8 protein-coding genes are annotated in these 16,272 nt (G+C 75.3%); 2 read left to right on the top strand and 6 right to left on the bottom strand.

Going from position 1 to position 16,272, the window contains the following annotated elements; all coding sequences use genetic code 11:
• Positions 1-75: 75 nt before the first annotated feature.
• The 4 genes from EU555_RS04285 to EU555_RS04270 all read right to left on the bottom strand — a co-directional run bounded on the left by EU555_RS04285 (position 76) and on the right by EU555_RS04270 (position 4,583).
• Positions 76-1,155: an MlaD family protein gene (locus EU555_RS04285; protein WP_135413284.1), complete on the bottom strand. Its 1,080-nt coding sequence runs from the start codon at positions 1,153-1,155 to the stop codon at positions 76-78.
• Positions 1,156-1,283: 128 nt separating this feature from the next.
• Entirely contained in the window at positions 1,284-2,123 is an 840-nt protein-coding gene (locus tag EU555_RS04280; protein WP_205820761.1) for an ABC transporter ATP-binding protein, read from the bottom strand.
• A gap of 18 nt (positions 2,124-2,141) precedes the next feature.
• Positions 2,142-3,287: an ABC transporter permease gene (locus EU555_RS04275; protein WP_425375080.1), complete on the bottom strand. Its 1,146-nt coding sequence runs from the start codon at positions 3,285-3,287 to the stop codon at positions 2,142-2,144.
• Positions 3,288-3,416: 129 nt separating this feature from the next.
• Positions 3,417-4,583: an MFS transporter gene (locus tag EU555_RS04270; protein ID WP_135413280.1), complete on the bottom strand. Its 1,167-nt coding sequence runs from the start codon at positions 4,581-4,583 to the stop codon at positions 3,417-3,419.
• Positions 4,584-4,763: 180 nt separating this feature from the next.
• Here EU555_RS04270 and EU555_RS04265 point away from each other — a divergent pair, with 180 nt between their 5' ends.
• Together EU555_RS04265 and EU555_RS04260 are read left to right on the top strand one after the other, a co-directional pair.
• On the top strand, positions 4,764-5,642 hold the full coding sequence (locus tag EU555_RS04265; protein WP_135413278.1) for a hypothetical protein: 879 nt from the start codon (positions 4,764-4,766) through the stop codon (positions 5,640-5,642).
• A gap of 81 nt (positions 5,643-5,723) precedes the next feature.
• Positions 5,724-6,164 (top strand): DUF1489 family protein, encoded by a 441-nt coding sequence (locus EU555_RS04260; RefSeq protein WP_135413276.1) that lies wholly within the window; start codon positions 5,724-5,726, stop codon positions 6,162-6,164.
• A gap of 32 nt (positions 6,165-6,196) precedes the next feature.
• Here the strand turns inward: EU555_RS04260 and EU555_RS04255 are convergent, their stop codons facing one another.
• Complete coding sequence (locus EU555_RS04255) at positions 6,197-7,372, bottom strand: alpha/beta hydrolase (protein WP_135413274.1); 1,176 nt, start codon at positions 7,370-7,372, stop codon at positions 6,197-6,199.
• A 613-nt stretch (positions 7,373-7,985) separates the two neighbouring features.
• Entirely contained in the window at positions 7,986-16,214 is an 8,229-nt protein-coding gene (locus EU555_RS04250; protein ID WP_135413272.1) for an apolipoprotein A-IV repeat region-like domain-containing protein, read from the bottom strand.
• Positions 16,215-16,272: the final 58 nt, after the last annotated feature.

Genomic DNA, 16,272 nt, shown 5'->3' with positions numbered 1-16,272 from the left:
CTTGGCCGAACATGGCCTGACAACGCCCCGGCACGCGCGCGGGTGCAACCACGCCGAGGCTGCACTGCAACATGATCAGCGACCGTTGTATTCCGGCAACGACGGCTTGCCGCCGAAGATCACCTGGGACGGGTCGCGCTCGATGTTGCGCACGGCGCTGTTGAGGCTGTTGAGGGTGCGCTGGCCGTCGGTCGAGAGGGTCTGCACCTCGCGCCGGCCGGCGCCGCTGAGGCGGCTGACGCTCTGGGTCAGGGTGGCGGTGCGCTTGTCGAGGTTCTCCGACATGGTGCGGAAGGCGCGGCCCGCCTCGCGGATCGAGATGGCGGCCTCGCGCACCTCCGCGAAGGTGCTCTTGCCGGCATCCCCCGAGGCCGAGCCGAGGAAGCCCTCGGCGCCCTTCAGCACCGCGTCGAGCCGGTCGGCCGAGGCGTTGAGCTTGCCGGCGAGGCTGCGGGCGTCGTGCAATCCGGCCTGGACGTCGGGCGAGGCCGCCGCCAGCGCCCCCGAGAAGCGGTCGGCGTTGTCGATCAGGCTGGCGAGCTTGGCGCCGTCCACCGCCTTGGTCAGGGCGTCGAGGGCCGGCGCGCTGTCGCTCAGCGTCTTCGAGAACCGCTCGACATTCGCGAGCGTCCGGTTGATCGCGCCCTCGTTGCCGGCGACCACCCGGTCGAGACGCTGGAGCATGTCGTCGGCGCGCTGCGCGATGGTGCGGGCGGCCACCATCAGGTCCTGGATGTCGGAGGGATCGGCGAAGATGGTCGGGATCGGATCGTCGCCGATCGGGGCCAGGGCTGCGGCCTCGGCGCTGCCGCCGACGAGCGCGATCGAGGCGACTCCGGTCAGCATCGCCATGTCGAGGCGGGCCCGCGTATCGACGCGCAACGGCGTGCCGCGGTTGATCTCGACGATCGCCGTCACCCGGCGCGGATCCTGCGGCAGCAGGTGCACGTCGGTGGCCTCGCCGACCCGGATGCCGTTGAAGGTGACGCTCGCCCCCTTGGCGAGGCCGCCGACGCCGCCCGAGAACACGATGCGGACCGGCATCCGGGCCTGGTTGGACGAGCCGCCGCGCAGCCAGAACGCGAAGGCGAAGCCGAGCGCGATCACCGCCAGCGTGAAGGCGCCGATCAGGACGTTGTTGGCGCGGGTTTCCATGCCTTAACGGTTTCCGTGCTCGTGCGGGGCGGGGGGCCGGGGGATCAGCCCGGCGCGGAACCTCGGGGCACGGCCCAACCCGCCAAGCTTAGGCGAGGCGGGCCGTCCGGCTGGTGCGCGAGCGCACATCAGGCGACGCCCTCCACCAGCCCGCGGGCCGAGGCGGCCGCCTCCGGCACCGCGATCGAGCGGGCGCGCTTGCCGTGGAAGTAGGAGCGCAGCCAGGGATGGTCGGAGGCGAGCATCGCGTCGATCGGCCCCTCGGCGATGATCTGGCCGTCCCCGAGCGCCGCGATGCGGTCGCAGGCGGTGTAGAGGCTGTCGAGATCGTGGGTGACCATGAACACGGTGAGCCCGAGCGTGCGCTGGAGGGTCGCCACCAGCTCGTCGAACTCGCCGGCGCCGATCGGGTCGAGGCCGGAGGTCGGCTCGTCGAGGAAGAGCACCTCGGGGTCGAGGGCCAGCGCCCGGGCCAGAGCCGCCCGCTTGATCATGCCGCCGGAGAGCTCCGAGGGCAGCTTGTCGGCGGCGTCGGGCTTCAGGCCGACCATCTCGATCTTGAGGCGGGCGAACTCGTCGAGCAGGCGCTCCGACAGGTTCAGGTGCTCGCGCATCGGCACCTGGATGTTCTGCTTGACGGTGAGCGCCGAGAAGAGCGCGCCCTGCTGGAAGAGCACGCCCCAGCGCCGCTCGATCACCCGGCGTTGCGCCAGGGTCAGGCGGTCGACGTCCTCGCCGAAGACCTCGATCGTGCCGGAGCGCTTCGGCACCAGGCCGAGCAGCGTGCGGGTGAGCACCGACTTGCCCTGGCCGGAGGGGCCGACGAAGCCCAGGATCTCGGCCCGGCGGATGTCGAGGTTGAGCCCCTTGAGCACCGTGCGGTCGTTGAAGCCGACCACGAGGTCGCGCACGCGGATGATCGCGTCGCCGCTCGGCACAGTGGAGGGGGCGGGGTTCGGGAGGGGCAAGGGTCGGGTTCGCCTCGCTCAGAAGTCGATGGCCGCGAAGAACACCGCGAAGAGTCCATCGAGGACGATGACCATGAAGATAGACTTGACGACTGAGGCGGTGACATGGCGGCCGAGGGATTCGGCCGAGCCCTCGACCATGAATCCCTCGACGGAGGCGATGATGCCGATGATCAGCGCCATGAACGGCGCCTTGATCAGGCCGATCGCGACGTGACGGAAGCCGATCGCGTTCTGCAGCCGGAACGCGAAGGCCTCGAGCGACATCCCGCCATAGATGAGCGAGGTGAGCGCGCCGCCGGCCAGCGCCGCGAGGTCGGCCAGGAAGGCCAGGAGCGGCAGGGCCAGCATCAGGGCGAGGATGCGCGGCACGATCAGGATCTCGATCGGGTCGAGGCCCATGACGCGCAGCGCGTCGACCTCCTCGCGCATGCGCATCGAGCCGATCTCCGCCGTGAAGGCCGAGCCGGAGCGGCCCGCCACCATGATCGAGGTCAGGAGGACCCCGAGTTCGCGCAGGGACAGGATGCCGATCATGTTGACGACGTAGCTCTGGGCGCCGAAGCGCTGGAGCTGGATGATGCCCTGCTGGGTGACGATGCAGCCGACCAGGAACGCGATCAGCATGATGATCGGCGCGCCGCGCAGCGCGATCTGCTCGACCTGGTTGACGAGGGCGGGCCCGCGGAAGCTGCGCGGTCGGGCGAGCACCCGCAGGCAGCCCGCCACCACCTCGCCCAGGAAGGCGAGGCCGGCCACGCCCTCGCGGCCGAGGTTCCGGACCCCGGACCCGAGGCCCGCCACCGGGTCGAGGGGGCGCAGGCGCCGCCGGCGCGGCGCCGGCTCCGCCTCCCGGTAGGCGACCTCGCGCAGGAGGATCAGGTGCTCGGGTGCGGCGCCCGCATAGGCCGTGCCGGCGGGCAGTCTCGCGCGGCTGCGCTCCAGCACCCACGCCCCGAGGGTGTCGAGGCGGGACAGGCCCGAGAGGTCGATGACGAGGGGAGCGCCCCCGGACGCCGCCAGCATCTCGGCGGACGCGGCCTCGACGGCGGGTGCCTGGTCGGCGGTCCAGCGTCCGGTCAGGCGCGCGGCGAGACCCTCGCGGACGCGCTCGACCGCGACGCGGGCCGGATCGGCCCCCCGCGTGCTGGGTGCGGTCGGCACGGGCCGGCCTCCCTGGTTCGCCACGTGATCCCCTCGGGCCGGTCCTATACCCCGTCGTGCTAACAATTCGCAAACCATGGGGCGGGAGCGCAACCCAGCGTGGCGCGGCGGCTCACCTGCGGAAGGCGGCTACCGGCGCGACGCCCTCGCGGCCGCCAGGGTCAGGGCGAGGCCGAGGCCGGCCACCGGCAGCATCAGCCCGAAGGCGAGGGGCGCGCCGCCGGCCCGGTAGGCCGCGCCGCTCGCGAGCGTTGCGCTCGCCGAGGCGAGGGAGGCGCAGGCGGCATAGATCCCCTGGGCGCCGCCGCGCCCGCCCTCCGGGGCGAGGCGCGACAGGGCCGCCATGGCGCCGAGCTGCGTCGCCCCGAAGGTGAGCCCGTGCAGCAGTTGGAGCGGCAGGACCAGCGCCGGCAGGCCGGAGGCGGCGAGCAGGCCGGCCCAGCGCAGGAGGGCGGCCGCGGCCCCGAGGGCGAGCAGGCGGAACGGTGCGTCGCGAAGGACCGCGATGCGGCCCGCCAGGGCGAAGAACGCGATCTCCGCGACGACGCCGAGGCTCCAGGCGAATCCGGTGGCCGCCGGCGACAGGCCGAGGTCGACCCAGTGGATGCTGCCGAAGGCGTAGAATGCGGCATGGCTCGCCTGGATCGCCGCGCCGGCCGCGATGGCGAGCCACAGGGCGGCCGGGAGAGGCGTGCGGCCGGACGGGCGGGGACCCGGCCGCGCCGTGTCCGCCCGGCGGAGCAGGAGGGCGGCCCCGGCGGCCGAGGCGAGTTCGAGGCCGGCGAGGAACCCCGTGATGCTGCCGGTGCCGACGACGCCGAGGAGCCAGCCGCCGAGGAGGCTGGCGGCCAGGAAGCCGAGGGAGCCGCCGAGCCGGATTCGGGCGTAGTCGAGGCCCGGGCTGCGCCGCGATGCGGCGAGGCTCTGGTAGTCGAGGCACGGCACCAGGGACGCCCCGGCGACGGCGTTGAGGGCGATCACCCCGGCGAGCAGCGGCCAGCCCAGGGCGGCGGCCGCCGGCATCAGCGCATAGGTCGCGGCGAGCCCGAGGCTGCCGGCGACCATGAGCGTGCGCGCCGGGATCCCGCGGTCGATGAGGCCGACGAGGGGCGCCGTGACGGCGATCCTGACCAGGATCGGCAGCGCCACCAGCGCCCCGATCAGCTCCGGCCCGAGGCCGAGGCCGGCGAGCCAGAGCGGCAGGAACGGCATTGCCACGCCGATGCCGGCGAACACCGCCGCGTAGAGCAGGGCGAGGCGAAGGCCGTCGCGGGAGGAGGGCGGGGGAGAGGGCACGCGGATCCCCGGGATCGTGGCCCAGGGTCCTGCCCTGGGGCCTGGGCGAATCAGCCGCCCCTGGACGGGCCTGGCGTAAGCCGTCGTTAACGCCGGGATGTCAAGCCTCTTCGACGTTTCGCCCTCGCGGGCGACGCCGCCGGGCCGTCCGATCTGGCTGGCGATGACAGGGCAGGTGAGATGACCGGGACCCCTTCGCTCCCCGCGCCGCGGGAGGAGTACGACGTCATCGAGGGCGCCATGCTGGAGACGGCGCGCGGGCGCTGGTTCCTCGGCGAGTATGCGAGGCGCAACCGCACCGCCGATACCGACATGCTGCTCCAGGCGATCGGCCGGCTCGAGAACGCGGTGACGGGCGAGCGCGGGCCCCCCGGCATGGAGCGCCTGCGCTTCGACCTGATCGAGATGGCCAAGGCGATCAGTCGGACCAAGTCCGAGATCGCGGCGATCCACACCCCCGACCAGGACCAGAGCCAGCTCGGCGCGGCGTCGGAGGCCCTGGACGGCATCGTGCGCACCACCGAGCGCGCCACCTCGGACATCCTCCAGGCGGCCGAGGAGGTGCAGGAGGTGGCCTGGACCCTGCGGGAGACCGGGGCCGACAGCCGGATCTGCGACCGCCTCGACCACAACGCGACCCAGATCTATACCGCCTGCTCGTTCCAGGACCTGACGGCCCAGCGCACCAGCCGCATCGTCAACACCCTGCGCTACCTCGAGCAGCGCCTGACCGCGATGATCGAGATCTGGGCCAGCGAGGACGACCCGCCGGCGCCGGCCCAGAGCCGGGAGGCCGTGCCGGACACCACCCTCGACCAGGACGATGTCGACCAGATCGTGGCGACCGGCCAGGGGCAGGCCCCGGTCGAGGACGAGGAGGCCGCCCCGGCGCCGCGGCTGCGCCTGGTCGAGCCGGCCTTGCCCGACGACGACCTCGCCTTCCTGCCGATCCGCGAGGCGGCGGCCGCACCGGAGCCGGAGTACGCGGTGCCGCTCGAGGACGCCTTCGCGGAGATCGACGACCTCGACCTCGACGAAAAGCTCGCCCGCTTCACCTGAGCGCCGTGCGGGCGCTCGCCCTCGCGCTGCCACGATCGCCCCGCAGGGAGCCGGCCTCCCTCACCGTCAGGCCCGGCCGCGATGCCCCTGCACCTCCTCAAGCTCTGCGTCGGCTGCGAGTCCATCGCCGACCTCGAGGAGTGGATCGCCGCCCGCCGAGCCGAATCGGCCCGCCAGAGCCGCCCGCACGAGCAGGCCCACATCACCCGCATGGTGCCCAAGCGCGGCGACGAGATCGTCGGCGCGGGCTCGCTCTACTGGGTGATCCGCGGCCTGATCGCCTGCCGCCAGCCGGTGCTGGCGATCCGCCCCTTCACCGATGGGGAGGGCGTCGGCCGCTGCCGCCTCGTCCTCGACCCGGAGGTCACGCCGGTCGAGCCCCGGCCGTGCCGGCCGTTCCAGGGCTGGCGCTACCTCGCGGCCAGCGACGCGCCGCGCGACATCTCGCGCAACGCCGCGGGCGACCTCGCGGCGATGCCGGAATCGATGCGGCGGGAACTGGCCTCGCTCGGCCTGCTCTGACGGGCAGCGCCCCGGGGCCGGCCGCGGACCGCTCACGCCGTCGAGCGGATGAACGCCGTGATGAGCCGGGCGACCTCGGCCGGCTGCTCCTGCTGCACCCAGTGGCCGGCGCCCTCGACGAGGTGGAAGCCGGTCAGGCGTGTGCAGGCCTCGCGCATCGCCTCGACGGCGCCCGGCGTCTGGTAGACGCCCCAGTCGCTCCGGCCCGAGATGAAGCTCGCCGGCACGTCGATGGTGCGGCCGGCGAAGATGCTCAGGTCGGCGATACAGTCCGCATCGGTGTAGCGGCGGTAGCCCTGCAGGCCGCCCTGGAAGCCGGTCCGGCTGTATTCCGTCACGTAGACGTCGAGTTCGGCCTCCGTCAGCCACGCGCAGGACCGGACCTGATCCGCGGACGGCATCTCGGTTGCCACCGTCTCCGCCATGCCCTTCCGGCGGTCCATGATGTAGTAGGTCGGAAGCTTGGCGAACTCCTCGGCCGCGCGCGACGCGAGCGGGTGGGGCGCGTTGTCCGCCCAGTCGGCGCTCTTGGCATGGTAATAGGCGCGCAGGAACGCGTGCAGACCCTGCGGCGCATGCAGCATGTCGTCGTTGGCCTCCCGCATCCGGTACCAGCGCTGGTAGAACTTCCGTGGCCGCGGCAGGGCGGCGAGCTGGGCGTCCAGCGCATCGTCGCTCTCGGCCGGGCCGGGGCGAGGGGCACCCACCGGCAGCGCCGGCGGTCCGGCGAAGGGCGCGCTCATCATCACCACGGCGCGGAAGACGTCGGGCCGGATGAGCGCGCACCACGCCGCGGCGGGCGAGCCGGCATCGTGGCCGACCACGCAGGCGACCTGCCGGCGGCCCAGGGCGGCGGCGAGCGCCAGCGTATCGGTGACGACGTTCACGAAGCCGAAGGGATGCGTGCTCGCCTCGTAGGACGGGTCCCACCCCGTCGTCCGGCCGTAGCCGCGCTGGTCGGCGGCCACGACGTGGAAGCCCGCCTGCGCCAGCGGCAGCATGATTCTGCGCCAGCTATAGGCGAGTTCCGGGAACCCGTGCAGGAGGATGACGAGCGGCCGGCCGGCCGGCTCGAACCCGGCCTCCAGCACGTGGACGGTCAGGCCGTTGAGCCCCGGGATGAGCCGCGACCGGATCCCCGCGGGCAGCGTCCCGTTCCCGTATGGCGGCAGTGCGGCGTCGCCGGGGACCTGAGCCGAGGATTGCATGGGTGCGACGCCCGCGAAGAGACCTGCTCCTTGCAGGATTGCAGCGCGGCGCGGGAACCGCAATCCGGCGGCAGGGTCCAAGCGGAGGTGATCGCAGGGCCGCTGTTCTTCCACGACGGCCATTGCGCTCGGCATCTGACCGCATGCGAACCGCAGGCACCATTCCGACGGCTTCTGCTTGCTCCGCTCCGACACGTACAGGGCTTGTCCCGTGTCCAGCCTCTCCCCGGTGAGCTTGCAGATCCACGCAAGGGCGGTGCGCATGACCTCTCCCCGCGGGCGGGGAGGGCTTGGGGATCGAAGATCCCACGCCCGGTCAGGGAACGCAGCGAGGCGGCGCATCGATCCCTTAGGGATCGACCCGACGGTGAGGGGGAGGTGCCGGATGGGGCACTTCCGGAAACACCCCCTCGCCCTCGCCCTACGGGCTCCCTCCACCCCCGACGAGGGGGGGGTGAAGGCCTCTCCCCGCCCGCGGGGAGAGGAGAAGGCCCGCGCTCACGCAATGAGAGCAGATCGGGCGGAAGCGGTTTCGCGCCTCGCGAGGCGAAGACGCCCCCGATCCGATGCGGACCGGGGGCGTCTCTCATCCGTCTCTGGCCGCGTCCGGCGCCTACGCCCCGTCGAAGCGCCCGCTGGCATGGGCCAGCATGGTGTAGACCTTGCCGCTCTCCGAGGTGAGGTAGGCGTTGGCCCGGCGCGGGTCCTTGTCGGTGCGGGAGACCTCGCCGAGCAGCCGCTCGAACTCCCGCACGTAATGGTCGACGGTGCGGCGGAATTCCGGCTCGGCGCGGTAGCGGCGGCGGATCTCGTCGAAGGTCTGCTGGCCCTCCGCCGTGTAGAGGCGGCGGGTGAACAGGTCCGACTCGCCGCGCCGGTAGCGCTCCCACAGGTCGACCGCGGCCGGGTGCTCGATCATCCGGGCGATGTTGCTCGAGATCGAGTCGATCGCCGCCGTCCCGGAGGCCGCGGGCCCGGCCGCCTTGCCGGTGGGCTTTGCGTCGTCCTCGTCCTCCTGGGAGGCGCGGCTGAGGAGGTCGGAGAGCCAGCCGCCTGAGCCGGCGCGGGCCGTCGGGGCGGCGTCCCGGCGCGCCTCGGTGCCCGCGCGGGTCGCGGCCTGCGGCGCGGGCTGGCGGACCGCGCCCTGCGGCGCCGCCGGGCGCGCCGGCTCCTGGACGGTGCCGGGTGCGCTCCGGGCGGCCGGCTGCCCGGAGGACTGGACCGGAGGCTTGGTTGCAGCGGCCGGGGGCTTCGGGGCCTGGGCCGGCGCCGGCCCGGAGGCTTGCGCCGGGGCCTGAACCGGTGCCTGTGCCCGCGGGGCCGCGGGAGCTGGCGTCGCGGGTGCCGGGATCGCCGCCGCCGGGGTGGGCCGGCCGGCCTCGGCGGCGCGGGGCAGCGCCACGTCGACCGAGCGGGACGAGCGCGAGACAAGGGCCGAGAGCTCGTTCAGCGCCTTGATCTGCTCGGCCACCACGCGGCGCATCTCGCCGGTGGCATCCTGGGCCTCCTGCGGGATGCTGACCACGCCGCGCTGCAGGTCGCCGCGGATTTCCTCGAGGGTGCGGCGGATCTCGCCCGCCATGGTGCGCATCGACTCGACCGTGCCCTGGAAGCGCTCGGCGGCGTCGCCGAAGGCCTCGCGCAGCTCGCCGGAGGCGCCCGCCACCGCCTGGCGGACCGATTCGGCCGCCCGCTCGCCCTCCTGGCCGGTGCCGGTGCGCAGGCGCTCGAACGCCTCCGTCACCGCGCTGCCCGCCTGACGGGCGCTGGCCTCGATCTCGCGGCCGAGGGCCTGGGTGCGGGCCTCGATCGTCCTGAGCGTGGCCTCGACGCGGGCGCCGACGCCCTCCGTGGCGGCGGCGAGCGCCGCCGAGCGGGCGTCGATGCTGCCGAGCAGGGTGTCGATCTCGGCCTGGCGCCCGCCGAGCGAGGCGGACACCCGGCCCTCCGCGCCCTCGAGCGCCCCGGCGGCGGCCGTGAGGTCGCCGAGATGCTGGCGTGCGGTCTCGGTCAGGGCCTTGCCGCGGGCGTCGAGCGTCGCCGCGAGGCTGGCGGCCTGGCGCAGGGCCCCGGTCGCCGCGCCCTGGAGCGCACCGACCTGCTCGGCGACCCGGTCGGAGGCCTTGCCGGTCTCGGCGGCGATCTCGGCCAGCGCCGCCTGGATCTCTTGCACGCGGCCGGAGAGCCCGCCCTCGATCGCCGACAGGTTCTCGCCGGAGCGGCCAATGAGGTCCTGCAGGGCGTTGCAGGCCGCCTCGATGCGCCCGATCAGGCCGCCGAGCTCGCCCCCGAGACGCTGGTTGATCTGCGCCAGGGCCTCGACCGCCCGGGCCGCGCCCTGGTCCGCCGCGCGGCGCAGGGTCTCGGCCGCCTCGGCCGAGAGCGCCGCCAGCGCCTCGGACCGCTCGGCGAGCGCCGCGACGGCGCCGCCCATGCCCTCGGTCACCGCCCGCTCCAGCGCCTCGCTGCGCTGGGCCAGGACCGCGACCAGCTCGGCGCCGGGCCCGTCGACCAGGCCGCGCAGCTGCGCGACCTGGCGGTCGAGCCCGTCGACCGTCTCGCCGCCCGCGGCCAGCGCCGCCACCAGGGCCTGGCCCTGCTGGTCGATGGTCCGGTGCAGCGAGGCGGTCGTCGCCTCGAGCGACTGCGTCAGGGCGCCGCCGCGCTCGTCGACGATCTGCCGCAGGGTCTCGACCCGCTCCGCGAGGCCGCGGGTGAGCTCGCCGCCGCGCCCGTCGATCGCCTGGGTGAGGTCCCGGGCGGTCTCGGCCAGCGCCCGGGTGAGGGTGGTGCTGCGCTGGTCGACCAACGCCGCGAAGGCCGCGGCGCGACGATCGAAGCCCGAGCTGAGCTGCGCGCTGCGCTCGTCCACCGCCGCGGCGAGGGCCGCCGAGCGCTCGTCCATGGCGCCGTGCAGGCTCGCCACCCGCTCGTCGAGAGCCGCGGTCAGCGCCGCCGTGCGGGCGTCCACGAGGGCCGCGTAGGCGTCGCTGCGGTCGTCGAAGGCGTCGGCGAGCGCTTCGCCGCGGGCCGCCACCAGGGCCGCGAAGGCCCGCATGCGGCCGTCGATCCGGGCCGTGAAGGCGGCGCTGCGCTCGTCGACGCTGCCGGACAGGGCCTCGGTGCGGGCCTGCATCAGGGCGGCGAGCTCCGCCGCCTTGGCGTCGACCAGCATCCCGAAGGCCGCCGCGCGCTCCTCGACGGTGCCGCCGAGAGCCTCGACGCTCGCCCGCAGCCGCTCGGCCATCGCCTCGCCGCCGGCGTCGAGGCGCCGGCTCAGGACCTCGACCTGCCCGCTGAGCACCGCCTCGAGGGCGGCACGGCTGCGCTCGAGGGCGCCCGACAGCTCGGCCACGCGGGCGTCGAGCAGGGCGGTCAGCGTCGCGCCGCGGCCGTCGAAGGTCTCGGCGAGGTCGGCGTTGCGCGAGTCGAGGAGGCCCGCCAGCGCATCGCCGCCGCGGCTGATCGTGGTGGCCAGCACGTCGATGCGCTCCTGCACCCGGCGGGCGAGCGTGTCGCCGGCGCCGGTCAGCTCGGCGAGCGCCCGTTGCCGGACGTCGATCAGGCGCACGAGGTTGCCGCCGCTCCGCTCCAGCGTGCCGGCGATCGCCGCCTCGCGCTCCTGCAGCAGAGCCGCCAGGGCCTCGACCCGCTCGGTGAGCGTCTGGGCAAGCGCGCTGCGGTGGCCGTCGAGGGCGTCGTCGAGACCGGCCTGGCGCTCGGCCAGGAGCCCGGACACCGCCTCGGCACTGCGCGACACGGCGTCCCCGAGCGTCGCGACGCGGCTCTCGAGCAGGCCGGCCGCCTCCTCGCCGCGGAAGGCGATGAGGCCCGCCACCGCCTCGCCGCGCCGGTCGAGGCTGGTCTCGAGCGCCTGCGCCCGCGCCTCGATCACACGGTCGAGGTCGCGCAGGGCCGCCGCGATCCGGCCCGACAGGCTCGCGCCGCCGGCCTCCACCGCCTCCGCGAACGCTGCGGCGCGCCTCTCCACCAGGTGGTCGAGGGCCCCGAGGCGGTCGTCGAACAGGCCCGTGAGGGCGCGGGTGCGCTCGTCGACGGTGCCGACCGCCCGGCCGACCTGCTCCTCGAGGGCCGAGGCCAGGGTGTCGCCGCGCTCGGCGAGCACGCCGCGCAGGGTTCCGACCCTGTCGTCCAGCACCGCCCCGAGGGTGCCGGTCCGGTCGTCGAGGAGGCTCTTCACCGCGGCGGCGCGCTGCTCGAGCGCCTCGTGCAGGGCGCGGATCCGGTCGTCGAGGCCGGCATGGAGCGCCTCCGCCTGGCTGTCGAGCAGACCCCGCAGGGTCGCGGCCTGCGCGTCGACGAGGCTGCCCAGCGCCTGCAGCCGCTCGTCGAACAGGCGCTCGACCGTGGTTCCGCGCTCGTCGAGGAGCGCCGCGAGCGCCGTGCCGCGGTCGCCGACCGCGACTTCGAGGCGGCCCGACCCCTCGGCCAGCACCCGGTCGGCCTCCTCGACGGATTGGCGCAGGGCGCCGAGGACCGCCTCGCCGCGCCGCCCGATGAGGTCGGCCAGCGCGGTGCCGCCCCGGTCGAACAGGCGCGCCAGCTCGGTCATGCGGCCGGCGACCGAGCCGACCATCGCCCGGCCGCGCTCATCGATCTCCTGCGCCAGCGCGGCGATGCGCTCGTCGACGAGGCGCGCGAGGGTCTCGTTGCGGCCGTCGAAGGCGGCGCGGATCGCCTCCGCCTGCACCGCGAGCTCGCGGCTCGCCTCGCCGCCGTAGCTCTCCAGGAAGGTCACGAGCTCGCGCGTGCGCGCGCCCAGCTCCTCGTCGAGACCGCGGGTGCGGCTCTCGATCAGGCGCAGGGCCTCCTCGGCCTTGGCCCCGAAGGTCTCGTCGACGATGCGGCCGCGCTCCTCGAGCGCCGTGCCGAGGCCCTCGAGGCGGGCAATCACCCGCTCGTCGAAGCGGGCGGCGCCGGCTTCGAGGCTGCGGGTCAGCTCCTCGGTGCGCCGGCCGAGCTCGTCGCCGATCTCGCCGACCCGGGCCGTGAGGGCGTCGCTCATCGCCTGGCTGCGGGCCGTGATGGCGCGGGCGAGCTCGTCGGCGCGGCCGTCGAGGGCCTGGGCGACCTCGCGCCCGCCCTCGGCCATCACCCGGGCCATCTCGCCGGCCCGCACGATCAGGGCCTCGTTGAGCGCCGTGGCGCGGGCGCCGATATGCTGGTCGACATGCGCCACCATGGTGCTGAAGGTAGCGCCGATCTCGGCGGTGCGCTTGGCCGAGCGGTCCTCCAGCGCCCCGAGCTGCGCCTCGACCGCCTCCCGCGCCTCGCGGGTGCGCTCGGCGATGGTCTCGGCGACGGCGCGGCCCTGGACCGTGATGAGGCGGTCCATCTCCTCGAGGCGGCCGGCGACGCTCTCGGTGAGGTCGTGGGTGTCGCGGGAGATGCGGTCGGCCAGGATGTCGCCGCGGGCGATCGCGTCCTGCAAGGCCGCGAGGCGGTTCGTCAGCACCTCGTCGATCGCGCGGCCGCCGGTCTCCGCCGCGCCCGCCAGCACCGTGCCGGTCTTCTCGAGGGCGTCGTTGACCCGGGCGCCCTGGCTCGCCACCGCCACCACGATGTCGCGGCCGACCGCGGCGAGGCGGGTCTGGGTCTCGTCGGCGTGCCGGCCGAGCAGGTCGGTGAGGCTGCGGCCGTGGCCGTCGAACGCCGTCCCGACCTCAGCGAGGCGGGCGTCGAGCGCACCCGTCGCGGTCTCGGCCGCGCGGCCGATGGCGAGCGCCGCCTCCTCGGCCCGGCCCGCCAGGCCCACCACCGCGCCGTGCAGCGCCGCATCCGCCTCGCCCGCCCGCGACCCGATCAGATGGGCGGCCTCCTCCGCCACACGGGCGAAGGACGACGAAGCCTCCGCCAGGCGCGCCTGCAGCGCACCCGACGCCTCCTCGGCCCCCTGCCGGAACGCCTCCACGCTCTCCGCCGTCCGCGCGCCCACCGCACCGGTCGCCGTCTCGGCCGCCCGACGCAGAACCTCCGCGGCTTCCTCCGCCCGCGCGCCCAGCTCGCCCGTCGAGGCCGCCGTCGCCTGACGGAACAGCTCGGTCGCTGCCTGGCTGCGGGCGTCCAGCTCCGCGCCCGTCGTCTCCAGCGTGCGCCGGAAGATATGCGCCACCTCGACCGTGCGGGTGCCGAGCGCCCCGGTCGCCTGCTCGGCGGAGCGGCGCATGATCTCGGCGGCTTCGACGGAGCGGGCCTGGAGCGCGTCCCCGACCGTGTCGGCCGAGGCGGTCAGCGCCGCGGCGGCGGCTTCCGCCCGCTCGGCCAGGCCGGCGAGCGCGGTGCGCAGGCTGGCATCCGCCGTCTCGGTGCGCTCGCCGATGAGGCGGCTCGCCTCGCCGGCTGCGGCCGCGAAGGCCGCCGCGGCCGCGGCGGTGCGGCCGTCGAGGGCGCCGGTGGCGCTCTCGGCCGCGAGCGCGATCGCCGCGGCCACGTCCTCGGCCTGCCGGGTCAGGTGCTCGATCGTCTCGCGCAGCGCCTCGTCGAGGGATTGATGCCGGGCCGCGACGGCGCGGCCGGCCTCGTCGGTGGCGGCTGCGAAGGCGGCGGTCAGGGCGGCGGTGCGGCCGTCCAGGGCGTCCGTGGCGGTCTCGGTGGCGAGCGCGATGGCGGCGGCGACGTCCTCGGCTTGGCGCGCCAGGCCCGCGACCGTGCCCCGCAGGGTCTCGTCGAGCGACTGGGCCCGGAGCGCGACCGTGCGGCCGGCATCCTCGGCCGCGCGGGCGAAGGCGGCGGCCGCTGCCTCGGTGTGGTCGCCGACCTCGCCGGTGGCCGCCGCGGCGGCGGCGCGGAAGCGCTCGGCGAGGGCGTCGGCGCGGGCGTCGAGATCGGCCCCGAGGTCGTCCGCCGTGCGGCGCAACGCCTCGCCGGCGCCGGCGGTGCGGGCCTCGAAGCTGCCCTGCAGCGCGTCGGCCGCCTGGGCGAGGGCGGCCTCGGTCTCCTGCGTGCGCCGGTCGAGGCCGTCGATCAGGCCGCGGCTCTTCGTCTCGAAGGCGGCCGCCAGGCCATCGAGGGCCTGGCCGATGCGCCCTTCCGCCTCGGCGGTGCGGTCGCCCACGAGGGCGGCGACGCGCTCGCCGGTCGAGGCCAGGCTGCGCTCGAGGTCGCCGCCATGACCGACCAGAACCTCCTCGACGCGCCCGATCGTCTCCGCGAGACGGGCCGACAGGTCGGCGCCGCGCACGCCGAGGGCCTGGGCCGCATCCTCCACCAGGGCCGAGAGGTCGTCGCGCACCTGGGTCGCGCGCTCGCCGAACGCCTCGATCACGCCGTCGCTGGCGCGGGTGAGCCCGGCCTCGGCCACCGCCGCCCTTGCCTCGATGGCCTGGACGACCCCGGTGCCGGCCCGCTCGATCTCCTCGCGCAGCGCGACGCCGCGGTCGGAGATGTGGGCCGCGATGGCGCTGCCGGAGGCCGCGAAGCGCTCGGTGATGGCGGTGCCGGTCTCGGCGAAGCGGTCGGTGAGGTCGCCGCCGCGGGCGAGGAAGCGCTCCTCCAGCCCCTGCGCCGAGCGCTCGAAGGTCTCGCGGACCTGGGCGCCCTCGCGGTTGAGGGCCTCGATCACGCCGGCGCCGGTCTCCGCGAGCGTGCGGGCGACCTGGCCGGCATTCTCGGCCAGCGTGCGGGTGAGCAGGCCCCCGGTGCGCTCGAAGGCCTGCGTGACCTCGACGGCGCGGCTCTCGAGCGCGCGGCCGAGGGACTCGCCGACGGCGCCGAGATCGGACTTCACGCCCTCGCTGGTGGCGACGAGGCGCTGCACCAGGTCGTCGCCGCGGCCGGCCACGGCCTCCACCACCCGGTCGCCGGTCGCCGCGAGCGCGGCCGTCACCGCGTCCCCGCGGTCGCCGATCGCCGCCGTGATCGCCTCGCCGCGGGCGCCGAGCGCCACGGTCACCCGCTCGCCGACGCCGTCCACGGCGGTGACGATGCGCTCGGCGGCGGTGTCGAGCTCCTGGGTCAGGTTGTGGTGCGAACCCTGGATCGCCCCGCGCACCCGCTCGGCGTTGGCGACGATGGATTCGCGCTGCGCCACCAGCTCGTCGACGAGGGTGCGGATGCGGATCTCGTTGTCCGAATAGGCCCGTTCCAGGGTCGAGATCTCGCCCCGCACCAGGGTCTCGAGCTCGCCGGCGCGGGCGAGCGCCCGCTCGACGCCGTCGCCGACCGCCGCGACCTCGCGCCGGACCGCCTGCGACATGGTGAGGACCGCGTCGGTCGAGAAGCCCTCGGGCTCGGCGAGCCGGATCGCCACCTCGCCGACCGCCCGGGCGACGAGGCGCATCTCCTGGGCGCGCACCGCCAGCATGGCGGCAATGAAGAACAGCATCACCGGCGCGAGCACGGCGGCGGCGCCGACCGCGCCCTGCAGGCCGGTGAGCCCGGCGGCGAAGCCGCGCAGGTCGCCGCCCGACTGGCTCCAGGCAAGGGCCGCGAAGCCGGCGAGCCAGGCCAGCGCCGCCAGGCCCGCCAGGAGGTAGGGCCCGCGCGACGGCTCGACCCGCAGGGTCTGCTGCAGGGCGCCGACGCTGCGGCGGTCATCGTTGGCCACGAGGGAGCGGTCGGGCGGCAGCAGCCCGCCCTCGCGCCGGCCGTCGCGGGGACCGGGCAGGGGGCTGCCGTCGAAGCCGGGCTCGCGGGCGACGGCGTTCGAGAGCGGATCGGAATCGTGCACGTCGGGGAGGCGGGGCTCGACCCGGACACCGTCGCCGGCCGCGTCCCGCGACGGGGATAGCTGCCCCTCCGCCGGATGGTCCAGGTTCAGGGCCTGCTCAATCGCCGACAGCGCCGCTTCCGCCGGGTCCTTGAGCTTCTTTTCCGTCGCCATCGAACGCCTCGTTACGCCGTGAACGCCGCCGGGCGGCCCGCGAGGGCCGCCGCGCCGT

The organism is Methylobacterium nonmethylotrophicum, assembly GCF_004745635.1.
GTDB lineage: Bacteria > Pseudomonadota > Alphaproteobacteria > Rhizobiales > Beijerinckiaceae > Methylobacterium > Methylobacterium nonmethylotrophicum.
This window is presented reverse-complemented; position numbering and strand designations above follow the sequence as displayed.